18 protein-coding genes are annotated in these 21,986 nt (G+C 54.5%); 1 reads left to right on the forward strand and 17 read right to left on the reverse strand.

What is annotated here, in order from left to right; genetic code table 11:
• The first annotated feature begins 10 nt into the window (after window positions 1-10).
• On the forward strand, window positions 11-730 hold the full coding sequence (locus LDN04_RS16520; protein ID WP_223913205.1) for a response regulator transcription factor: 720 nt from the start codon (window positions 11-13) through the stop codon (window positions 728-730).
• 131 nt (window positions 731-861) lie between these two features.
• Here LDN04_RS16520 and metK read toward each other — a convergent pair whose 3' ends face one another.
• From metK to LDN04_RS16605, 17 genes are all read right to left on the reverse strand, one after another.
• The gene (gene metK / locus LDN04_RS16525; protein WP_223913208.1) at window positions 862-2,031 is read right to left on the reverse strand and encodes a methionine adenosyltransferase; all 1,170 of its coding nucleotides are present in this window, start codon (window positions 2,029-2,031) and stop codon (window positions 862-864) included.
• A gap of 150 nt (window positions 2,032-2,181) precedes the next feature.
• The gene (locus LDN04_RS16530; protein WP_223913211.1) at window positions 2,182-2,808 is read right to left on the reverse strand and encodes a four helix bundle suffix domain-containing protein; all 627 of its coding nucleotides are present in this window, start codon (window positions 2,806-2,808) and stop codon (window positions 2,182-2,184) included.
• Between the two features lie 80 nt (window positions 2,809-2,888).
• Entirely contained in the window at window positions 2,889-5,267 is a 2,379-nt protein-coding gene (locus tag LDN04_RS16535) for a hypothetical protein (protein WP_223913214.1), read from the reverse strand.
• A gap of 2 nt (window positions 5,268-5,269) precedes the next feature.
• Window positions 5,270-5,866 (reverse strand): carboxypeptidase-like regulatory domain-containing protein, encoded by a 597-nt coding sequence (locus LDN04_RS16540; RefSeq protein WP_223913217.1) that lies wholly within the window; start codon window positions 5,864-5,866, stop codon window positions 5,270-5,272.
• Between the two features lie 11 nt (window positions 5,867-5,877).
• A complete protein-coding gene (locus tag LDN04_RS16545) occupies window positions 5,878-12,438 on the reverse strand; it encodes a DUF1566 domain-containing protein (RefSeq protein WP_223913219.1) in 6,561 nt (2,186 codons plus the stop codon).
• A gap of 196 nt (window positions 12,439-12,634) precedes the next feature.
• Window positions 12,635-14,404, reverse strand: a complete 1,770-nt coding sequence (ptsP, locus tag LDN04_RS16550; protein WP_223913221.1) for a phosphoenolpyruvate--protein phosphotransferase — start codon at window positions 14,402-14,404, stop codon at window positions 12,635-12,637.
• On the reverse strand, window positions 14,385-14,651 hold the full coding sequence (locus LDN04_RS16555) for an HPr family phosphocarrier protein (RefSeq protein ID WP_223913223.1): 267 nt from the start codon (window positions 14,649-14,651) through the stop codon (window positions 14,385-14,387). Before LDN04_RS16555 ends, ptsP begins: the two co-directional genes overlap by 20 nt.
• 19 nt (window positions 14,652-14,670) lie before the next feature.
• A complete protein-coding gene (locus LDN04_RS16560) occupies window positions 14,671-15,066 on the reverse strand; it encodes a PTS sugar transporter subunit IIA (protein WP_223913224.1) in 396 nt (131 codons plus the stop codon).
• A 4-nt stretch (window positions 15,067-15,070) separates the two neighbouring features.
• Window positions 15,071-15,931, reverse strand: a complete 861-nt coding sequence (gene rapZ / locus LDN04_RS16565; protein ID WP_223913226.1) for an RNase adapter RapZ — start codon at window positions 15,929-15,931, stop codon at window positions 15,071-15,073.
• A gap of 1 nt (window position 15,932) precedes the next feature.
• On the reverse strand, window positions 15,933-16,892 hold the full coding sequence (gene hprK / locus LDN04_RS16570; protein ID WP_223913228.1) for an HPr(Ser) kinase/phosphatase: 960 nt from the start codon (window positions 16,890-16,892) through the stop codon (window positions 15,933-15,935).
• Window positions 16,889-17,356: a PTS sugar transporter subunit IIA gene (locus LDN04_RS16575; RefSeq protein WP_223913229.1), complete on the reverse strand. Its 468-nt coding sequence runs from the start codon at window positions 17,354-17,356 to the stop codon at window positions 16,889-16,891. The genes hprK and LDN04_RS16575 overlap by 4 nt, the downstream gene beginning before the upstream one ends.
• A 5-nt stretch (window positions 17,357-17,361) precedes the next feature.
• Window positions 17,362-17,910 carry a ribosome hibernation-promoting factor, HPF/YfiA family gene (gene hpf, locus LDN04_RS16580; RefSeq protein ID WP_223913231.1) on the reverse strand — a complete coding sequence of 183 codons (549 nt, stop codon included), beginning with the start codon at window positions 17,908-17,910 and terminating at the stop codon, window positions 17,362-17,364.
• 45 nt (window positions 17,911-17,955) lie between these two features.
• Window positions 17,956-19,407, reverse strand: a complete 1,452-nt coding sequence (gene rpoN, locus LDN04_RS16585) for an RNA polymerase factor sigma-54 (RefSeq protein WP_223913233.1) — start codon at window positions 19,405-19,407, stop codon at window positions 17,956-17,958.
• A 66-nt stretch (window positions 19,408-19,473) separates the two neighbouring features.
• On the reverse strand, window positions 19,474-20,214 hold the full coding sequence (lptB, locus tag LDN04_RS16590; RefSeq protein ID WP_223913235.1) for an LPS export ABC transporter ATP-binding protein: 741 nt from the start codon (window positions 20,212-20,214) through the stop codon (window positions 19,474-19,476).
• On the reverse strand, window positions 20,195-20,662 hold the full coding sequence (gene lptA, locus LDN04_RS16595; protein ID WP_223913237.1) for a lipopolysaccharide transport periplasmic protein LptA: 468 nt from the start codon (window positions 20,660-20,662) through the stop codon (window positions 20,195-20,197). Before lptA ends, lptB begins: the two co-directional genes overlap by 20 nt.
• Before the next feature lie 38 nt (window positions 20,663-20,700).
• A complete protein-coding gene (lptC, locus tag LDN04_RS16600) occupies window positions 20,701-21,267 on the reverse strand; it encodes an LPS export ABC transporter periplasmic protein LptC (RefSeq protein ID WP_223913239.1) in 567 nt (188 codons plus the stop codon).
• A gap of 181 nt (window positions 21,268-21,448) precedes the next feature.
• Window positions 21,449-21,964 carry an HAD family hydrolase gene (locus LDN04_RS16605; protein ID WP_223913241.1) on the reverse strand — a complete coding sequence of 172 codons (516 nt, stop codon included), beginning with the start codon at window positions 21,962-21,964 and terminating at the stop codon, window positions 21,449-21,451.
• Window positions 21,965-21,986: the final 22 nt, after the last annotated feature.

Raw genomic sequence — 21,986 nt, forward strand, 5'->3', positions numbered from 1 at the left:
GAGGTTACGAGTGTCGGAAGAAAAACCCCACATACTCCTCGTCGAAGACGAAATGCACCTGGCCCGGGGAATCTGCTTCAACCTGGAGCAGGAAGGGTACCGGGTTAGCCACGTGGAAACCGGCGAAGCGGCGCTGGAGCGGTTCAGCTACGACCGCTTCGCATTGGTAATCCTGGATGTCATGCTGCCGGGGATGGACGGCTTTGCAGTCTGCAAAGAGATCCGGAAGGCCGACTCGCGGGTACCGGTGCTGATCCTCACCGCCCGCTCCGAAGAAGGGGACCGAATAACCGGCCTGGCGAGCGGTGCCGACGACTACCTGACCAAGCCGTTCAACCTGAACGAGTTCCTGCTCCGGGTCCAGGGGATGCTTCGTCGTTCCGCCTGGTACCGACCCGAACCGGTAGAAGAAGGGTACCGGTTCGGAGACAACGAGGTGTTCCTCCTCTCCTACCACGCCCGGACCGCCCAGGGAGAGATCGACCTGACCGACCTGGAGGTGAAGATGCTCGCCCTCTTCTTCCGGAAGGAGGGGGAGGCAATCCCGCGACGGACCCTGCTGGAGAGCGTGTGGGGGTACAGCTCCGATACCGAGACCCGCACCCTGGACAACTTCATCGTCCGGCTCCGGAAGTACTTCGAGCCCGACCCGGCCACCCCGGTCTACTTCCAGACCGTGAGGGGGGTGGGGTACCGGTTTAAACGGGGACCGGGGACCGGGGACCTGTAATAGCGAAACGATTGAATGACGGGACCCGGGATCCGGGACCAGTAAAGGCAAAAGGCCGGGAGATATGCCTCTCCCGGCCTTTCTTTGTCTAGGTTTCCGGATCCCGAGTTCCGGATTACGGGTCCCGGCCTCTAAATGCCCGCTTTCCCTTTGATCACATCAACCTTGTCGGTCCGCTCCCAGGTGAATTCCGGCAGCTCGCGGCCGAAATGTCCGTAGGCCGCGGTCTTGCGGTAGATGGGGCGGAGCAGGTCCAGCTGCTCGATGATGGCGCGGGGGCGGAGGTCGAACACCTCGCCGGCGATGGCGGCGATGCGGGCGTCCTCCAACTTACCGGTACCGAAGGTATTCACCATGACCGACACCGGCTCGGCCACGCCGATGGCGTAGGCCACTTGCACCTCGCACCGGTCGCACAGGCCGGCCGCCACCAGGTTCTTGGCCACGTAGCGCCCCATGTAGGCAGCCGAACGATCGACCTTGGAGGGGTCCTTGCCGGAGAAAGCACCGCCACCATGGCGCCCGGCACCGCCATAGGTATCGACGATGATCTTGCGCCCGGTCAGGCCGCAGTCACCCATGGGCCCCCCCACCACGAAACGGCCGGTGGGGTTGATGAGGAAACGGGTCCGGTCGTCCATCAGTCCGGCCGGCACCACCTTCCGGATGACCTCCTCCACGATTCCTTCCTTGATGGCCTCATAGGAGACCTCCGGGGTGTGCTGAGAGGAGATGACGATGGTATCGACCCGCACCGGCTGGTTGTCCACGTACTCGACAGAGACCTGGGACTTGGAATCGGGGCGGAGGAAATCGAGAATCCCCCCCTTTCTCACGTCGGCCAGCCTTTTCACCAGCTTATGGGAGAGAAGGATCGGCATCGGCATCAATTCCTTGGTCTCACGGCAGGCATAGCCGAACATGATCCCCTGGTCGCCAGCCCCCTGGTCCTTGAAAAGCCCTTCCCCTTCTGTCACCCCTTGGGAGATGTCAGGGGACTGCTTGTCGATGGAGGTGAGGACCGCGCAGGTCTCCCAGTCAAACCCCATGGCGGAATCGTTGTAGCCGATCTCCTTGATGGTCTCCCGGACGATCTTCGGATAGTCGACAACGGCGGTGGTGGTGATCTCGCCGGCGACCACAGCCATCCCGGTGGTCACCATGGTCTCGCAGGCCACGCGGGCCTTCGGGTCCTGGGCAATTATGGCATCGAGAATGGAATCCGAAACCTGGTCGGCAACCTTGTCCGGGTGCCCCTCGGAAACCGATTCCGAACTGAAAATATAATCTTTCATCTCCATGAATAAAACCCTCCTCTGTGCAATGCGAAAAATCGTGAACTGGACTGTACTTTTTAGCACCGCGGCCGGGAATTTGTCAAGGAGTAAACAGGGGAAATGGGGACAGCTGAGAACCATCGACATTGAGGGAATAAACTCTTCCCACTCCATTTACCCGATGGATTTTTTACGGGCGTCGAGGCGAGCACGGGTCATCCGCTCGCGCAGGCCACCCTCCTTGAGGAACGCCACTTCCAGCTGTTTCAGCTGCCGATCCAGAAGGTAGTTGGTCTGATGGATCAGGCAGATGATGATATTGGCGACAACCTCGGGTGACCGAGTTTCGATGAAAGGTTTATAGGTCTCGTAGGATTCATGGGATAAATGGGTCCTATGGGACTCAGGGGACCTATATGTCTCATTTATCCCAGATGTCCCATTAGGCATATTTCTCCCAAGGCCCCTCACATACCTGGCTTCTTTACTCTCTTTATCCCAGACAGGCTCTCCCCTGGTTCTCAGAAAATCACGATAATCCGTCAGGAGCTCTTCCAGACTGGCACGGGCTACGTTCGTCAACTTGATCTCCATCTCCTTGGAGGTACCGGAGGCCATGCTCCCTTCGACAATGTTCTGCTTGCCGGAACGGGCCGCCTGAACCATCTGGTCGTGGGTGCGGCTACGCCGGTCGATGAAACGGTCGCAGAAATAGACCGTGGCGTCATAGACGATCTCCGCTTTCCGGTAGGAAAGCAGGTTCTGGTAGCCGCCATGGGGAGGGATGAAACCTTCGGTCATGGGAGTTCCCTTAAAAAAGCCTGGGACAAGTAGGACGAATGGGACATATAATTCCCATCGGTCCCATTACCTGTCGACATCTAAGGCAGCAAGCTCCAGTCGCAGCCTGGACTTTCAGAATAGGCATCGTTATCGAAGACGACCCCCGCCCCCCACCACATCTGCTTGCCGCGAATGGTGTACATGGCCGGCCAGGTGTACGTGCCGTCCGCATCGGTCTGGTTTTTGACCGCCGTACCCGGGTACTGGTCCGCCCCCTCGATGATAGCCCATGAGTCGGTCGGCTCGACATTCACCCAATCCTCCAGGACGCTGTACTGGAAGTTGTAGTCGGTCAGAATATAGCCGAGCCGTCGGAATTCTCCGCCGGCAAGGAGCTCCGGTGAACTGAGAGTGAAATCGCTCGCCGACGCGGGGGTTATCGCAGCGGCAGGCGAAGCCTTGGCAAAGATGTTGGCGATGGTGTGGGCATAGGGATCGAAAAGGTCGGGAGTACCGTCGTTGTTATTGTCGGACAGGGCAATGGCATCGGGGCTTCCTGCTGGATACCATTGATTTTTGATGCAGATTTTGTCGGCATTATTGAAGACGTCCACAGGGGTGGGTTCGGAGATGTCGAGCATTCCAGCGACTGTCACATTTGGTCTTGTGGTTACCCCATCAGACACTGTTCCCTGGTAGACGACATACAGATAGAGATCGGTCGTCCAGAGAGGTAGCGGCATGGCAGAGAGGTCAAATACAAATTCTACGGGAGAACTTGCCGGTATGCTCCGCATATTGTTCTCCGTCACCTTTATTAGGCTATATCCTGCGCTTGGTAACGATATAACCTCCTGAGAGAGGAACGGATTGGTCTTTGACGTCCGGTAGAGCAGGTACAGAGAGATTATCCCATCGGTCATTGTCTGGCCATCAGGCAGGTTGTTTTGGACGCTGACACGGATTTCCGTAAATGGAGAAGAATCCGTCGTTGCAGCAAATACACCACTGACCGGGAGTTTTAGTCCAATTTCCTGCGGCTGGCGTTGCATACCTATCCATGGACTTACCGCCACCGCGCCGGCTTCATTGCCAAGAGTTCCCTGATAAACGACCTGTGCTGCCAGGTCCTTTGTCCAGAGTGGGAAGGACTGGGGTAACGGGAATGAGTACTCGCCCGGTGAAGCGGATGGTACGGTCTGAGACGGCAGTTCAACAACCATGTAAGAGTACTCAGCATCGGGAGGTGGAGCAACCAGCGAGGTGGTTGTTTCTGCAAACTGCCGATAGCGCAACACCAGAGCCAATTTACCGCCGGTCATCTCTTCGCCGGGGGTGGAGTTTTTCACCATGAGGCTTATTGTTGTTGCGGTGGAAGGATGAAGCGTAGACAAAGAAGCTTCAAGCTTACCGCGGAAGAAATAATCCAATAAGGCTGCGGAGTAGCCAACGGCGCGAGGAAGGAGCTTCTGCATGTAGTCGAGGTAAATTTTGTCGTCTTCCAGCGTGTATCCCTTTGTTTTGCCGAATATCAGATATTTATTGAATACAATTGTTTGGGCAAGATGATCAACCTCCGCACTGGTAACAAAGGTCTTAATTTCACCCGTTGCGGGATCAGTTTCTTCGTATTCCATGACGTTTGCCTGAGCAGGATGGGGAACATCTGTGAAGATAGTATTGAAACTGAAGAAGTTGGCATTACTGTACTCTGCAAGCCCGATGTTACTTCCGAGTGTTACAACGGGATTCGTACCGTCGTATTTTTCCGCGTCAAATAGGTTGGAAATTGGAACAGGTGCATTCAAAAAAGGACTGTCTTGCTGTAGAAGAATCGAGTCAATGGGAAAATATGGTGGGGCAAGAAGTGAAATAAACTTTGGCCAGTATGGATTTTTTCCATTGCTTGCAATGTGTTCCACAAAATTTTCAATAGTATAGTTTAAGATATGAGTGGTGTCTCTTGTGTGCTCTGGAACGCTCATGTCTTGCATCAGGTGCATGACCTGCCCAACCGCTCGGAATGTATTGGAAAGACTCTGTTCGCGTTTCGTTTTGTCGCTGGAGGTAAGCGCCGTATGAAAATATGAACGGGCATCACGCCAGGAAAATTTGCCGCCCGGGAATTGTCTCTCTGTTTCCATCTGTGCCCATAACGGTGCAGGATTGCCAGAAATTAACTGGCTATGCCATAATCCATTATATCCACTGTTGCTAATCGGCTCATGGAAATGGTTTATGAAACGGGGGATGCTATCTTCCTGTTCACCGGCATTTTCAAACCATTTGATAATTTCTGATCCATTAACTGGCTGCTTTACATTAGCATAACCCAACATACTCTGGAGGTAAGATGAACTAAACTTAGTGGTTACAACTGCTGAATTCAGAGCTTTATGAGTATTGGCTTTATAACACAATGCAGGTTGTACTGACATTGAAACAATTATTATACAAAATAAGATGCCCTTCATCATCGCTATTTACCTCTTATCAAATTAAGATAATCTATTTCGCCTTGATTGACTTTCTTAGATATTGGCAAATATTTATCATAATCAATTGGTGTACTAAATTTTAGCGCACTTTGGAACCTATCCTCATAACTTATAACTTTTGGCAGCAAAATAGTTCCTAATATGTCGAAACGGTACGTTAGTCTCTTATTCCATATAGGGTTTCTCTCAACAACTGTATTATCTTTTCCAGAGAACATGTCTTCTAGAACCGACCATCCATAACAGAGATACCCCGGCTTGAAAATAAGGAAGCTAACATCATAGCTCCATGAAAACGGCTGAATAATGGTGGTGTAGGAAGGAAATGTAAATCTTCCATCCTTGTCCGTTAGTGTCTCTTTCACATGGATAACACTACTCTTTGGCTCGACAGGAGGAGCAAGTGTCTCCTTCTGGTACTTGGCGACCACTACTGCACCTTCAATCGGCTGACCGGTATCGATATCTATGACTCTTCCGTGGTACTCTGGTTTGTAGTAGATGAGCCAGGAAGCGTGGCAGGTTGTGGAGTAGACCATCATGAATAAGAGTATCAACAGTATGTAATTAGCTTTCATAACTTACCCCCTTAGTAGCTACGTATCCGCCAAAGTGCATTATCGTCCCTAACAAAAACGATATCGTAAGCGTAGCGCTTCCCTCCCTCAAGTGTTGTAAGCTTGTATTTGGCTATATTGCTTTCAAGGCTTATGGTGGTTAAAGTTTGGTATGTCCCCAGAATATTTGGCAATAGTGCCTTAACTTCATCAAAAACGGCTTTATATTTTTGCTGTGCTGCAGACAGGAAATAGGTAAGAGCAGCGGGGAGATTTCCAGCGGATAGATGCTCGTTAACAGAACCCCACTTCCCCCTAAGCAAGGCGTCCAACTGAGCCTTTGACACCACCGTCACCGTCACGCTATCGCTATACACCTCCCCATCCGGCCCCACTGCACTGGCTGCTATCGTGTAGGTCCCCTCCACGATCAGGGTAGTTGAAAACTCCGTCGAACTCACTCCTGGCATCAGCGTAACCGGCACAGGACCGGAAAAGCTCAGCGTTGGATTGGCGATATTGAACGAACCATCCAGCCGGATGGAAACATTCAGCGGTGCAGTACCCGAATCGATATTGGGGACAATACGTAGGTAGTGGCCGGGTTGGGCGGTAAGGCTCCGGGTTACGGTGCTTGTCAGGCCGTTGACATCGGTGGCCTTGATTTCAATGCTGTTGGCACCTTCGGACAGCGGTACGTGGTTGGCATTGAACTGACTGCCATTGACGGTTGCCGGCATGCCGTTGACCATGATCCCGGTTTCCGCGCCGGTGGAGTTGATGACCGTTCCCGACACCGACACATACGGACCAGTCACCGCGGCGCCATCGACAGGTGAATCAACCCGAAGAGTCAGGTTCGGCGTTACATCGCTCATCCCGCCGATCCCCCGGGTCAGTTCGGCAAACCTGCCGGCCCAGGCGTTGCGCAGGATTTCGACGGCGGCAACGGCGGAGGTTGCATCGTCCCCTGGTCGCGTCAGCAGCACGAAGCCGACAGCGAATTTCTTCTGCGCTGTGGCCGCATCGGGAATGCGCGGGCCTTCTGCAGCAATGATGTCACCTATCGTGACCGTCTTCGCCGTCCCTGTGATCGTATCCCCCAGATGCGGCATGAGGGTTTTGTCGATGGCCGGGTTGTCGATGAGGAGCGTAGGAGGCACCTGTTCTCTCGGTATCATTCCCATAAGGTAGAGATCCAGTGGGCTGTAGCCGCTCTGCTTCGAGACTGACGTGAACGTCCCGTCACCGTTCTCCTTCCAGCCGTTGCCGAACAGGAGCGACCCCTTGCTGTCCAGGAGATAGCTCCAGTGAGAACCGTCCTTGCCAAGAAGGGCGCCATTCAGCGTACCGTCGGAATTTCCGAACCGCACGTGCGATCCCCACCGGTGCCCGATCTCGTGACCAAGTACCGTAAGGGTCTCATCCAGCTTAGGTCCGTAGGGACTGGCCGCCAGAGCCGAAACGTTTCCCAGGTCGATGGTTCCCTGAAGTCTGCCGGCGCTGCCGAACAGCATACTGCTGTCGAAGAGATGGCGATTGATTCCCTGAACGTCGTTCTTCACTTCAGAATAGAATCCCTGCGCCCCCGCCTCGGGCATGGCATAATCGAACGAGGAAAGCATGACCAGGAAATCGGTGTCGCTGTGGGTCTTGAAGTACTCCATAGTCACGGCTTTACGAGGAATATTATTTGGGCTGCCGTCAGGTAGCCTAGCGTCGTAGTTGCCCGAAAACTCCATAACGGTGACATTGCCAAAATCGCCGGCTGTTTTGACAGTGAAGACTGGAGTTGTAAAGTAACTGTCTGCGGATAAAGCGGTAAAGCCGAAAGAATTAGCCGATGAAGCCCGGAAGTGATAGGTTGTAGAAGGCTTCAGGGCGGCAAGAACCACGCTATGGGTCAAAGCAACCCGGGTGTCCTTTGCTGAAGCACTGTATATTGTCGATTCACCATACTCAACATTGCCATTGGAAGGTTGATCTGTTGTCCAGCTGATTATGGCTGAATTAGCCGTAATATTCATTACAGCAAGGTTGGTTATTTTTGGCAGTATAGGGACCAACGTACTGTTCATAGTTACCCGTTGCTGTGCAGCCAACACTCCAGAAAACAATGCTGTCTCATATCCCTCTTTAGTAAACGTTCCACTAAAGTCACCGGTCGCCATGCCGGTAATCGCGTACTTTCCGCTGGTATCGGTTACTGCCGCATGAGAGTTATTCAGTGCATCGGTGACAGTTACAATCACACCAGCTACAGGAATACCACTTCCAGCCTGTGAAACTGTTCCGCTTACAACCGTATCAGGCAACGACGCAGTCCCAATGAGGTTTACCACGGTGTTCGGATTGTCCGCATCGTCTGAAGGAATAGATAACGATGACGCGTAAGTTCCTGCTGCCGTTGATGTGAATTGAATGTTAACGCTGCATGAAGTTGCAGGGAGGAGGATTTGTCCGGAGCAACCATCGCTCAGAATGGAAAACGGTGCACGCAGTGGCGACAGAGCACTGATAGTCACCCTACTGGCACCGCTGTTTTTTACTGACAATGTCAAAGTAGAATACGTTCCGATAACGGGAGAGCCAAAATCAGCCACAGGTGGCGTCACCGATATTTCGCGCTCATCCAGCTTGCCCCTGTTCCCTCCCCGCACACAGCGTAGAGGATGACTACCTGATTTACTGGCGGAAGCGACCTCGTTGACATTTATTACATAGACTTGGGAATATTGGCCATTAGCATCAGGCCTTGACGATAGTGTAGATGACCATGGGGTACACCCGTCATACGTACAACTCTGTCGAGACAACGCAGCAAGCTCCTTGATTGTCGGCAAGCGCCAGTCTGAGTACCCGGCATATGAAATATACGGGCAAACCCTTCTCACATCGTCCCATCCATTTGTAACTGCCATAGCCCCGTATATCCACATGAGTCCCGAGTCCTGATCCTCCAAAATGCCATTACTATTGGGATTGAACCCATCGCCCGTAAATTTGAGCCCATTTTGGTATAAGCTTGGACCATGAACACAGCGGACAAAAGCAGTTGAACTCATTATCAGCGGTTGAGATTCGCCGTAGGCGAAGTTTACGATTATTGCCCCTTCACCACCGGTAACAGGCTTCGTCGTGGCACTCCAATAGTTATCCGACTGAGAACCAGGAAAATTCGAAGCATCTATTGCGGGATTTACCTGGCCGTAGTGAACTATTGTTGCAAGTTCCAGAAATGTCGGCAGCCGCCAGTCTGAAATTCCATCAAGACTAAGATTCTGACAATAGGCTGTCGCTTCCGTCCATGTTTTCATCGTAGCTGCTCCAGACTTTTCCCACATCAGTCCAGTATTGGCGTCTGTCACAACGTTATTCCCGCTTACGACATAATGTAGCGGGTTAATGGTGTAGTCACCGACCTGACCGGTTCCAGGAACTCTGTACCCCCCGTATGTTGTCGCATTGCCAGACAATTTCACTGATACCGACGGGTGATCAGCATCATTGGATGGAATGTCAATAGTATCTGTCAAAAATCCGCTCGTCGTAGGGGAAAACTGTACTTGTATCTGGCAAGATGCCGATGGAGCAAGGACCCTTCCTGAGCATTCGTCAGTGGCAATCCAGAAAGGCCCAAATGGCCTGGAAATATTGCCAATCGAAAGGTCCGTCGAACTGATATTCTTCACTGTCAGACTTCCATATCCTGACTTGCCGACCTGTACTAAATTAAAGTGCAGACCAGCTAGATTTACTGAAATTCTCCACACTGTTGTCATGGTAACCGAGATAGACGTCGATAAGGTTTGCCCGTAACGATCAGAAGCAATGGCTGAAATAATATTTTGCCCCTCCACGAGGGGAACCACCACAGTATAAACGCCGTTGGAGACTAATGCCGTAACACCGTTAACGCTGACCTGGGCGTCATTACTAACATCACCGGTGACAAGTACCGTCCAAGCTGATGTCAGAATTTCCCCTTGTTTTGGTGATGTAATCGTGACCGTTAGAGGAGGTAATGGAGAGAGAAGCAAATCAAGATCCAGCAACTCTCCCTTGGCAATCACACCGTTTCGTACCTGGTCAAAATAGCCCGATTTAGCAAACCTGACAGTGAACGCTCCTTGTGCCAGACCGGCAACCGAGTAGATTCCTTTATCGTCGGTACTAGTTCTAAGGGTCTGTGTAGAATCGGTAACCTCAACCGATACATTTGAAATCGGCATTCCTGTTGATTCATTCACTATCGTCCCAGTTAATCGCGCAGGAGGGAGTATACCTTCACCATGCAACTTTATTCTTTTGCTGGAACTGTCAGCATCCGTGGAATCAATTACTACGTAGTCTGTATAATCAGCTTCTACCAACGGTTCATAAGATATCCTTACCGTACAGCCAGACAGTATACTGCCAGTACAATCTTCAGATTCAATCGAAAACGGTTTTGACGGCGTATGTACTTTGACAATTCGCGTTGATTCCCTGCCAGTGTTTACAAGATATACGTCCTTAACCACCTTATTATTTATTTCAACCTTACTAAATTCCAATCCTGCCGGTCGTATTTCAAAATCTTTGAGATCCACCTTTTCAATAAGTTCAATTTCACTAATATTTATATTCTGGTGTAAAGACCCGATCCTGAATTTGACTGTGCCAAATCCATACATATAAGGAAGAATAGAAGTAAGATCAAATTCGTTCCAACCATTCCCACCACCTGACAAGCCACGATCGCGCGTTGTTATCATATCCTTGTTATAAGGCATTACATATACATGACTTTCCACCGGATAACCGATACCAGTAATACCGGATATATAAAAACGCATGATCAATTTATTTATCAAATTCGCTTCTTTATCCAATTGGACACTTACTGCAGTATTATCAGTTGAAGACAACAGTACACCTTGGTCCAACTTACCATCTGTCATAATGCTTGTTATATCTTGAACATTTTTTTCTGCTGACGTTAATGTTTTCATTCTTGGCAAATAGGCGACCTTCTTGATTCTGTTGACCGCGGCTTCACAACTATCGCCTATACCGTTGCCGTCAAGGTCGATCTGCAGTGGATTGTAACCGTTCGGACAATTATCCAGTACGTCAGCTACCCCGTCACCATCGGAATCGCTCAAAACTTCAACAAAATCCGGCTTATTCTTGGTATCGGTTCCTCCCTGAGAATCAGTAACCTTCAATTGAACAGAATATTTTCCTCCTTTTTCAAAGCGATACGCAGCATACGGGTAAACATTATCAACAATACCATCGTTATTGAAATCCCATTCCCAAGAGGTAATAGTTCTTCCCACCCCTGCCTGGGATTTGTCGGAAAAACTCACCAAAAGAGGAGCTACCCCCCTCAGGGGAGTGGCACTGAAATCAGCTGCGGTCGGGATATTGTATTTGGCATACCAGTAAAGGTTCCCCCCCACATCACTCCATGAACGCGTACCAAAGTCGATTACGCCCGGGCTGTGATGATTGTAGTAACTCCATCTGGTCGTGAGGGATTGCCATTGAACACCCGATGGCTGTTCGGCGACAAGAAAGGGAGTATCGAAGTTCTTTTGCAACCATATGCCATCGGAGGAAAGTCGCGCTAGGTATGGGGTATCGTTTGCGAGAAGCAGAATGCCGCCACTGTCGACTGTGGCTGACTCCAGCAGGGGCCAACCATCGCTCCAGGGAGCCTCGTGAGCATGGAGATAATTGGCATACTTGCCGTTACTGGCAACAGCGACACGCACATCTCCATTGCCGTGGATAACAAAGGAAAACCCTGTAAAACCGAGTTCTTTAGCCTCGAACACATTTGCGTTATTGGCATTCCCCTTGAGAATTTTCAATCCCATCAAAATATACGGAATGTTGTCAGGTCCAACCGCAATATCAAACTTGCCGGAAAAATTAATTTTGTTTTCCTTCGGCAGTATAACCGTCTTGTTCCACACCCCCCCTACCCTGTTGGCATAGGTGAGCGTGGTATACGTAGTACCCTTGTAGCTTTCGTGCAGCATGTACACCAGATGTGGATTACCATTGCCGTCCACGGCAATAACGCATTTACCATTGTCAGCAGTTTTCTGGCTTTCGAGCAGCTCACTTGCCTCCCAAGAACCATCCCCCTTTGGACTGTCGCCAGTATTAAATGCTTGGTAGTACGGATGCTTATTCCTGTCATAGGTAATCATGTGGATGATATTCTGCTGATCGACGGCAACACCGATATCAAAGCCCGCATACCAAGGGTTCAGATGCCTTCCCTGATACCAGCTTGCACCATCCACGGATCCTGCAATCTCTATCCAACCATCCCATTTGGAAGTGTGTCCACCATTGCCGATAAAATAATACAGCCGCCCCGACGACGTCCTGACAATCTGTTTAACGTTGGAGAGGTCGGTGTTTGACACCCCCTGATTCACAACCACCGGAGTTTCCAGTGCCGCAGCTGAAAAGGAATGGAGCAGTACAACGATCAGCCCGACAATACACTGCACTAAGTATCTTTTTCTCTGTGGCATTTCCCACTCCCCGACATTATTGGCGAAGAACGCAAAAAGCCGCTCCACCAGCATATTGGCTGACAGAACGGCCTTTGCGCCCTGTAAAGCAGGCTAGTCATCAAGCACAATACATTAAATTATTCACATTTGATTTTTCAAACAATACGTCACATCCGTCCCATATGTCAATAATTTTTACTGCGGCAACAAACGATGGGAAGTGGGCGAAAGAAAGGAAGGAAGGAGGCGGTACAGGATTGCTGACGCCTCAGTCGAAACTGTCGGCGTAGTGCGCAGCAATCTCGCTCTGGAGAAATGAGAGGACTTCCTGGGCGGTGGAGAAGGTGAAGGCGCGGGCGACGAGCTGCTCCGCTTCGGCGCGGGAGCAGCGGCGGAGGATCTTCTTGACCCGGGGGATGGAGATGGCGTTCATGGAGAGTTCGTCGAAGCCGAGCCCCAGGAGGATGGGGAGGTACTCGGGCTCGCCGGCCATCTCGCCACAGATACAAGCATCGATGCCGGCCGCATGGGCCGCGTCTACCACCATCTTGAGGGAGCGAAGAACCGCCGGGTGAAGCGGTTCGTAGAGGTCGGAGAGGTGCTCGTTGGTCCGGTCGATGGCGAGTGAGTACTGGATGAGGTCGTTGGTGCCGACGCTGAAAAAGTCCACTTCCCGGGCCAGCAGATCGGCGATGATGACGGCGGAGGGGATCTCGATCATGATGCCGATCTCGATCGCTTCGTCGAATGCCACCCCTTCCCTCCGGAGTTCGGCCTTGGCCTCCTCAAGGAGCGCCTTGACCGTGCGAATCTCGGCCACCCCGGAGATCATGGGAAAAAACATCCGGACCTTTCCCAGGGCACTGGCCCGAAGGATAGCCCGCAACTGCACCTTGAAGATGTCGGGACGACGGAGGGAGAGCCGGATCGCCCGGACCCCGAGGGCCGGATTCAGCTCGTCGGCCAGGTTAAGGTCGGCGATGAACTTGTCCCCTCCCACGTCCAGGGTGCGGATGGTGACCGGATGGGGAGCCATGGCCTTCACCATGGTGGCGTATGCGGTGTACTGGGTCTCTTCGTCGGGAGGGGCGGGGCAGTTGAAAAAGAGGATCTCGGTCCGGTAGAGGCCGATTCCTTCGCCGCCATGCCCCTTGAGGGAGGGAGTCTCCTCGGGGAACTCCACGTTCCCCTTGAGCCGCATCCGGAAACCATCGGTGGTTTCGGCGGGCAGGTCACGGTACTTCTGCAGCTCCCGCTCCATGTATTCGTAGTGCTGCTTGCGCTGGAGATAGTCGCGGAAGGTCTCCTGGTCGGGATTGATCACCACGATACCGGTGGTGCCGTCGATGATGAGGGTGTCGCCGTTCGCTAGTTCGCCGGTGACCCGCTCCAGACCTACCACAGCCGGTATCTCCAGCGCCCGGGCAAGGATGGCCGAGTGGGAGGTTTTGCCCCCCAGGTCGGTGACGAAACCGATGACGCTTTCCTTGTCGATCTGGAGGATGTCGGCGGGGGAGAGGTCGTGGGCAGCGATGATCGCCTTTCCTTCCACGGCCACATCGGTGATGGATTCCTGGTCCTGGCCAACCATGTGGCGAAGGATTCGCTCTACGACGATTTCCACGTCGCCGCTCCGCTCGCGCAGATACTCGTCCTCGATCCCCGCGAAGAACTCCTTGAACCGGGCAAGAGTCCGTTTCAAGGCCGCCTCGGCGTTGATCAGTTCCTCCTCGATGAACGCCACGGTCTCCCGGGTCAGCATGCTGTCGTCCAGGATCAGCAGGTGGGTGTCGAGCACGTAGAGGTGCTCCGGTCCGCGCCGGGCTGCCAGATCCTCCTTGACGTGGAGAAGTTCCGCCTTCGCCTTGGCCAGGGCCGCCTTGAAACGTGCCACCTCCGCGGCAATTTCGCCGGCGGCGATTCGTTCCTCGATAACCACCACCCTGCTCCGGTCCGTAATCAGGACCTGGCCGATGGTGATACCAGGGGATGCGCCGATCCCCCGCAGCAACCGGTTGTTACTCTTCGCCGAACCCATTTCTGATCAGCTCTCCCAGGGTAGCCATGGCAAGGACCTCATCGTCCCCCTCCACCGTCACCCGGATGGTGGTTCCCTTGGCCGCAGCGAGCATCATGATCCCCATGATGCTCTTGCCGTTGACCGACACCCCTTCCCGCTCGATCTTGATCTCCGACGTGAACTGACTGGAGGTTTTGACCAGCAGGGCCGACGCCCGGGCGTGGAGCCCCAGCTTGTTGACTATGAGAAAGTCTTCTGCGAGCATGTTTCCTCTAACCTGTTTCCTATTTCTTCAGATAGTCGCCAGCCACCAGGATGCTCTGGCGGCCCGATTCCTTGAGGGTTTCCGCCAGTGCGGCCACCCCCTGCTTCGTGCGGTCGGTGGCAAACTTGATCACCATGGGGAGGTTGACCCCCGTCACGACTTCCACCCGGTTGTCCTCCAAGAAGGAGAGGCTCATATTGGACGGGGTACCGCCGAACATGTCGGTCATGACGATGACCCCCTCGCCTCCCACCTTGCCGATAGCTCCCGTGATGGCGTCCCGGATGGCTTCCACCGGGTCGCTGGCATTGATGCAAACCGCCTCCGCACGCTCTATATTCCCCATGATTATCTCGGCAGCCGCCAGCAGCTCGCGGGCCAGCCCCGCATGGGTAACCAGTACCAGTCCTGTCATTGTGTCATCCCTTTTCCACATCGCGATGGGTTACTTTTACCTGTACATTCCTGCCATTGAAAAAAACGCGCAACTGCTCGGTGATCACGACGGAACGGTGCCGCCCCCCCGTACAGCCGATGGAGATGGTCAAGTACGACTTCCCCTCCTGCCGGTAGGCGGGCAGGAGGAAGTCGAGCATCTCCTGCAGTTTTGCGAGAAAGGTTGCGGTCGCCGGTTTTTCCATGACAAAACCGCGGACCCGCGGGTCGGTCCCGGGAAACGGCTTCAGTTCCGGGACGAAGTGGGGATTGGGGAGAAAGCGGACGTCGAACACCAGGTCGGATTCCAGGGGAATCCCGTACCGGTAACCGAATGACTGGAGATGGACCGTCATGCCGGCCGGCCCCTCCTCCCCTTTGAGGCGGGCGCTGACCAGTTCCTTGAGCTGGTGAACGTTCATCTCGGAAGTGTCGATTATCAGGGTTGCCAGCCTGCGAAGCCCTGCAAGGAGCTCCCGCTCCAGATGTATCCCCTCGGGGACCGAACCGCCGCTCTCCTGGACGGGATGCCGCCTGCGGGTTTCGGAGAAACGGCGGATAAGCACTTCGTCGGTGGCATCGAAGAAGATGATCTCGACCGTGTGCCCCGCATCCCTGATCTGCTGGAAAACCTGTTCGTACCCTTCCAGAAAGTCGCGCCCCCGGATATCCATCACCAGCGCCACATCCCGCACCTTGTCCTTCGACTTGTCCACCAGTTCCACGAAGGTGGGAAAGAGGGTGATGGGGAGGTTGTCGAGGCAAAAGAACCCTTCGTCCTCCAGTACCCTTACCGCCGTGGATTTGCCGGAACCGGAGAGGCCGGTGATGATGACGATCCGCATGCTATTCGACCTCGTCGCCCAGGGGACGTACTTCCAGGCGTGCCAGGAGCTTTTCCTGGAACTCCCGCGCCGAGTGGTACCCCATCCCTTTGAGGAGGTGGTTACGCGCCGCCACCTCGATGATGGAGGTAAGGTTGCGCCCCGGCCGGACCGGTATCTTCAGGTGGGGAAGATCGACGCCGAGGATGGTGTAGCGCTGGTCGTCGATGCCGAGCCGGTCGTACTCCTGGGTCGAATCCCATTCCAGAAGCTCGATCACCATGTCGATGATCTTCTTCTCCCGGATGGAGGAGACGCCGTAGAGATCCTTGATGTTGATGATGCCGAGGCCGCGGATTTCCATGAGGTGCTGGATCGCCGCGCCGGCCTGGCCCGCCAGTGCAGCGGGGACCTTTTTCTTGATGTAGACCACGTCGTCGGCCACCAGTCGGTGCCCCCGGATGACCAGGTCGAGGGCGCACTCGCTCTTGCCGATCCCGCTTTTTCCCAGAAGCAGTACCCCCACACCCAGCACGTCCACGAGGACCCCGTGGATGTTGGTTGTGGGAAGGAGCCGTTCCTCGAGAAACTTGGTGATGAGGGAGATAAAGGTGGAAGACTGCAATGACGTGCCGAGCAGCGGTATTGAGGACTTTTCCGCCTCCAGCTTGAGGAACCAGGGGGGGTCGAGCCCCTTGGTGACAATGAAGCAGGATATGGGAAACGAGCAGAGATTGGCGACGAAGCGGATCGCCTGTTCCTCGGGGAGTTGCTGGAGATAGGAAATTTCCGTATTCCCCAGTACCTGGAGCCGGTCCGGATGCAGGTGCTCGGTATAGCCGGTAAGGGCAAGCCCCGGTTTCTGGATGCGGGAACTGTGGAGCCGGTGGGAAAGCCCCGTTTCGCCGGCGAGCAGGGTCAGGTCGAGGCCGTACTCCCGGTCCTCCAGCATGTCCTGGATGGAAAGGCTGATTGTATTCACTGGTGGCTGTCCTGCTCCTGGATGATCTGGTGAATCGCCACGGCGTCGGCCACTTCCATGAGCCTGCGACGGACCCCCGGATCCTTGAGAATCCGGGAAATCCGCGCAAGCATTTTGAGGTGAATGCCAACGGCGTCCTGGGGCGCGATGAGCATGAAGAACAAACGTACCGGCTGGCCGTCCAGGGCACTGAATTCCACGCCGTTCCTGCTGCGGCCGAATGCCAGCACCAGTTCCCGTGCCTGCTTCAGTTTGCCGTGGGGAATGGCAATACCGTCGCCGATCCCGGTACTCCCCAGGCGCTCCCGTTCCAGCAGAACCCGGACAAGCTCGTCCCGCTCCAGGCCGGGATGACGTTCGGCAACCTGGCTGGCGAGTTCCGCCAGGACATCACTCTTGGTGGTAGCCACGAGCTCGGCAATGATGTCCGCCGGCTGCAGCAGAGTGCTCAGTTCCAGGGGCACAGGGCTCAACCCTTGGTTGGCTCAATGAGGCCGTAGTTCCCGTCCTTGCGACGGTAGATCACGTTGATGTCCTCGGTCCCAGCATCGGTAAACACGAGGAAATCCTTGTGGAGAAGGTCCATCTGCATGACCGCCTCTTCGACCGACATCGGTTTGATGGAGAAGGTGTTGGACTTTATGATGACGGGTTCCTGACGTTGATCGATACTTTCCGCCGCCACAACAGTCTTCCGGATCTGCCGGTCCCGGCTGTCGCTGGCCGCGGGCTTGTGCTCCTTGATCCGCTCTTTGTAGCGGCGCAGTTGCCGCTCTATCTTATCCACCACGGCATCGATGGCGGCATACATGTCGTTGGTTTCCTCCGCCGCTTTGATGGTAATCCCCTTCGCGGTGATGGTAACTTCCGCGGAGTGCCGGATCTTCTCAACGGTCAGGAACACCTGTGCCACAATCGGCTCGTCGATATATTTTTTAACCCGGTCCAGTTTTTCTTCCGCATAGCTTTTCAGGGCATCGCTCGGTTCCATGTGCCTGAATGTGGTTGCAATTTGCATAACAGCCTCCTTGTGATGTGCTCATCCGGACTTTCCGGATGACAACTAGAATAGTCTTTTACGTTCCGACGACGACCCGATGCGGAGCATTTCCCGGTACTTGGTGACCGTGCGGCGAGCGATATTGATGTTGTGGGCCGCGAGGAGTTCGGCCAGGCGTTGGTCGCTGTGCGGCTTGCGGGGGTCTTCGGCCTCAACGATCTCCTTGATCCTGTTCTTCACGCTCTCCGAAGCGATGAAGTCACCCTCGCCCGTGGAGATGCCGCTGTTGAAGAAATATTTCAGTTCGAACAGCCCCTGGGGAGTCTGCATGTATTTGTTGGTGGTGACACGGCTGATGGTGGATTCGTGCATGCCGATGTCCTCGGCCACGTCCCTCAGGACCAGCGGCTTGAGATATTCGATCCCCCGATCGAAGAAATCGCGCTGGAATTTGACAATGCTTTTGGCCACCTTGTAAATGGTCCGCTGACGCTGATGGATGCTCTTGATGAGCCACATGGCCGAACGCATCTTGTCGTTCACATACTCTTCGGCATGCGCATCGAGCTGCTTCCCCGCCTTGCCGTCGGTGACATAGAGGGGGTTGATGCGGAGGTTGGGGAGCCCATCGTCGTTGAGCATCACCACGTACTCCTCGCCGTTCTTGTGGACAAATATGTCGGCCGAGATGTACTGGACCTCTTCCTGCCCATAGATCCGCCCCGGTTTCGGGTCGAGGGTGGCGAGGAAGCCGGCCGTCGCGAGGATGTCTTCCACGTCCACCCCGCAGGCTCGTGCTATCTGCTTGTATTTTCGCAGTTCCAGGTCTTTCAGGTGGTCCCGGAGAATCGCCTCGGCCAGACTTTCCCCCATGCCGAGCTGCCGGACCTGGAGGAGAAGACACTCCCGCAAGTCCCGGGCACCGACGCCGGGAGGGTCGAAATCCTGTATCCGGCCAAGCACCGCCTCCACGAACGACTCCTCAACCTGGCAGGCGGCCCCCACATCGCCGAGGGATGCACGGAAATAACCGTCTTCGTCGATGTTGCCGATGATCTCGGCTCCGACCTCTACTTCCTTCTCCACGAGCCGGGTGAGGTTGAGCTGCCACATGAGATGGTCGAACAGTGTCCCCTTCTTGGTCAGGATGTTTTCGTAGGAGGGACGGTCATCGTCATCGTCGTAGTATTGCTCGCCGGCACTGTAATTATACCCTTCCAGATAGCTGTCCCAGTCCATTTCCCGCAGGGTTTCCTCCCCCGCCTTGACCTCCTGGAAATCCTCCTCTTTGGACTGCGGCTGCTCCTCCTTCTCCGCAAGGGCCAGCTGTTCCGCCTCCCTTGACTCTTCCATCTCCAGTACTTCATCGAGAACAGGGTTTTCTTCCAGCTCCTGGCGCACCACGTCTTGCAGCTCCAGCCGGGAAAGCTGGAGTAATTTGATGGCCTGCTGCAACTGGGGGGTCATCACCAGTTGCTGGCTCATCTTCATCTGTTGGCGCATTTCAATGGCCATAAAACCCGACGTACCTCAATCTCTGAGAATAGTAATTACAGGTTGAAACTCAACATTCGACAATGCTCAAAGTCGGAACTTCTCCCCCAGATATATCTCCCGCGCCTTCTTGCTCGCGGCAATCTGTTCCGGATTGCCGCATTCCAGGACTACACCGTCGTTGAGAATATACGCCTTGTCGCAGACACCAAGGGTCTCCCGCACATTGTGGTCCGAGATGAGTATCCCCATCCCCTTCGCCTTGAGGTCGGTGATGACGTTCTGGATGTCGATGACCGCCAACGGATCGATACCGGCAAAAGGCTCATCGAGAAGAATGAACAGCGGATCGGTGGCCAGGGCGCGGGCGATTTCCACCCGGCGGCGCTCTCCGCCGGAAAGGGAATACCCTTTGTTCTTGGCAATGTGGGTTATGCGGAACTCCGCCATGAGCTCATCCGCCCGTTCCCGGCGCTGCCGCAGGTCCATGTCCCTGGTTTCCAGTACCGCCAGAAGGTTGTCCTCGACGGTGAGCTTACGGAACACCGAAGGTTCCTGGGGGAGATAACTGATACCCCTGCGAGCCCGCTGGTACATGGGGAGTTCGGTTATCGCCGCACCATTGAGAAACACCTCTCCGCTGTCCGGACGGCAGAGTCCGACCACCATGTAAAACGTCGTGGTCTTGCCGGCGCCGTTCGGGCCGAGAAGCCCCACAACCTCACCCGTGGCGACTTCGAGATCGACACTGTTCACCACGGTCCGCGAACGGTAGCTCTTGCGCAACCCTTGGGTGGAAAGAGTCTGGTTAAGGCTTTGCGCCGACATTCTGCCCTTTCCCCTTGGTGTTTATGGTCGCCTCGACGCGGCCCTTGCCGCCGACCACCACGCTCCTCTGTTCATCGACGAAGTAGGTGATCACCTCGCCGGTGACGGTATCTTCCCCCTGAAAAACCTTCGGTTTGCCGCCATCCAGGGTGATCTTGGCTCCACGCCGCTCGTATACGGCATGTTCCGCCTCGCCACGGCGGTTTTCCTGGACGATGCGTACGTTGCCGAAGGCCTCGACCCGGTCCACCTCCTTGTCTTTATCGGCATAGTACACAACCAGCCGGTCGGAATAGATGGTGAGGTCATCCTGGCGGGCCACGACATTGCCGGAAAAGGTTGCGGTCCCGGCAGCGTTATCGGTAAGCAACTCGTTCGACTTTATTTTTATAGGCTGGTCATTCCGTTTGGTTGCACTGTCACCGGCGGCAAACACACCAGCTACCATGACCATACAGAGGAAAACAGCCAAAAATCCCGTGCGCATCACTTTCCTGCCCCGCTTCTTATGCTCGTCGTCACGTCGCGGAGAATTTTCAGATTCCGCGTGCCGGTCACCATCTCCATCCCCACCCCTTCAAGCGTCAGTTTCTTGTCCGTATACCTGACGTGGTCCGGGGTGCGGAGCAGGCCGGAAGCAGCCACATACTCCGCCGTGGCGGAAGAGAACTCCATCCCGCTGACACTTCTCGCCTCCACCCGGCCGGCCAGCTTAACATCCCTGCTCTTGTTGTCATAGTCTGCCCGATCGGCAGTCAGGGTAAGGTCACCAGTCTGCCGATCCCCTGTTACGACCATGCGAACGCTCGTCAGATGGGTCTTGTCGTGCACCTTGTCGTACTCCGCCTTGTCGGCCACGAGGTCCCATTTCTTGACACCATCCCTGGTCTCGGTGAAGTGGATTTTCTGCAGAGAAACATCTACATTTCTGGGCAGCCCTGGAGGCACCGGGGGCTGACGTTTATCCGAGGAGACCTTGAGGACGATGGTGGCTATAAGGGATCCACCGGCAATCACTATGATCACGGCAAGTATCAGCCTGATTTTGTTCATACAAATCACACTCTCGGGCGAAGTATACCATCTCGCCCAAGGGGTGTAAAGCGCTTTGTGGCGGGCATTGGAAGAATTGGCACAAAGATTGAAGAAGGGGGAAAATCGCGGACGGGGGGGGGTGGTACGGGTCAGCTTTGGAGGGCTTTAGAATCGTGTATCGGAAAGAAGGAACGTATGTTCAGCCGAAATAACGGGCGGTGACCGACTCCCATGCCCCCTGCTGCTTGAGGATAAGGTCGCAGATCTCCCGCACGGCACCCCACCCACCGCGGTTGCGCGCCACGAAGTGGACATAGGGGAACACATCCTCCACAGCATCGGCGGGAGCGGCGGCAAAACCGACCCGGCGCATGACCGGGATGTCGATGACGTCGTCCCCCATGAATGCCACCTGCTCATCGGCAAGGCCCGTATCGGCGAGGATCTTCAGGTAGGGAGTGAGTTTGTCGAGGGACTTCTGGAAGACCCGGTCAATGCCGAGTTCAGCGGCCCGATTGGTCACCACAATCGACGCGCGCCCCGAGATGATCCCCACTTCGATACCGGCACGCTGCAGCATCTTGATACCATGGCCATCCTTGACGTTGAAGAACTTGGATTCCACACCGTTGGAATCGAAGATGATGCGGCCGTCGGTCATCACCCCGTCAATGTCGAGGAGCAGCAGTTTTATCTTTTTCAGTCGTTCTTCCATGTAGTCAAACCATCCCAAGTAC

Source organism: Geobacter sp. AOG1 (assembly GCF_019972315.1).
GTDB lineage: Bacteria > Desulfobacterota > Desulfuromonadia > Geobacterales > Geobacteraceae > Geomobilimonas.

What these genes read in the sequence shown, in the direction of transcription:
- metK (WP_223913208.1), bottom strand. Translation starts at nt 2,031, where the DNA reads ATGGAGATGAAAGATTATATTTTCAGTTCGGAATCGGTTTCCGAGGGG.
- hpf (WP_223913231.1), bottom strand. Translation starts at nt 17,910, where the DNA reads ATGCAAATTGCAACCACATTCAGGCACATGGAACCGAGCGATGCCCTG.
- LDN04_RS16605 (WP_223913241.1), bottom strand. Translation starts at nt 21,964, where the DNA reads ATGGAAGAACGACTGAAAAAGATAAAACTGCTGCTCCTCGACATTGAC.
- LDN04_RS16555 (WP_223913223.1), bottom strand. Translation starts at nt 14,651, where the DNA reads ATGCTCGCAGAAGACTTTCTCATAGTCAACAAGCTGGGGCTCCACGCC.
- rapZ (WP_223913226.1), bottom strand. Translation starts at nt 15,931, where the DNA reads ATGCGGATCGTCATCATCACCGGCCTCTCCGGTTCCGGCAAATCCACG.
- LDN04_RS16535 (WP_223913214.1), bottom strand. Translation starts at nt 5,267, where the DNA reads ATGATGAAGGGCATCTTATTTTGTATAATAATTGTTTCAATGTCAGTA.
- rpoN (WP_223913233.1), bottom strand. Translation starts at nt 19,407, where the DNA reads ATGGCCATTGAAATGCGCCAACAGATGAAGATGAGCCAGCAACTGGTG.
- LDN04_RS16530 (WP_223913211.1), bottom strand. Translation starts at nt 2,808, where the DNA reads ATGACCGAAGGTTTCATCCCTCCCCATGGCGGCTACCAGAACCTGCTT.
- ptsP (WP_223913221.1), bottom strand. Translation starts at nt 14,404, where the DNA reads ATGGGTTCGGCGAAGAGTAACAACCGGTTGCTGCGGGGGATCGGCGCA.
- lptC (WP_223913239.1), bottom strand. Translation starts at nt 21,267, where the DNA reads ATGAACAAAATCAGGCTGATACTTGCCGTGATCATAGTGATTGCCGGT.
- LDN04_RS16545 (WP_223913219.1), bottom strand. Translation starts at nt 12,438, where the DNA reads ATGCTGGTGGAGCGGCTTTTTGCGTTCTTCGCCAATAATGTCGGGGAG.
- lptA (WP_223913237.1), bottom strand. Translation starts at nt 20,662, where the DNA reads ATGGTAGCTGGTGTGTTTGCCGCCGGTGACAGTGCAACCAAACGGAAT.
- lptB (WP_223913235.1), bottom strand. Translation starts at nt 20,214, where the DNA reads ATGTCGGCGCAAAGCCTTAACCAGACTCTTTCCACCCAAGGGTTGCGC.
- LDN04_RS16540 (WP_223913217.1), bottom strand. Translation starts at nt 5,866, where the DNA reads ATGAAAGCTAATTACATACTGTTGATACTCTTATTCATGATGGTCTAC.
- LDN04_RS16560 (WP_223913224.1), bottom strand. Translation starts at nt 15,066, where the DNA reads ATGACAGGACTGGTACTGGTTACCCATGCGGGGCTGGCCCGCGAGCTG.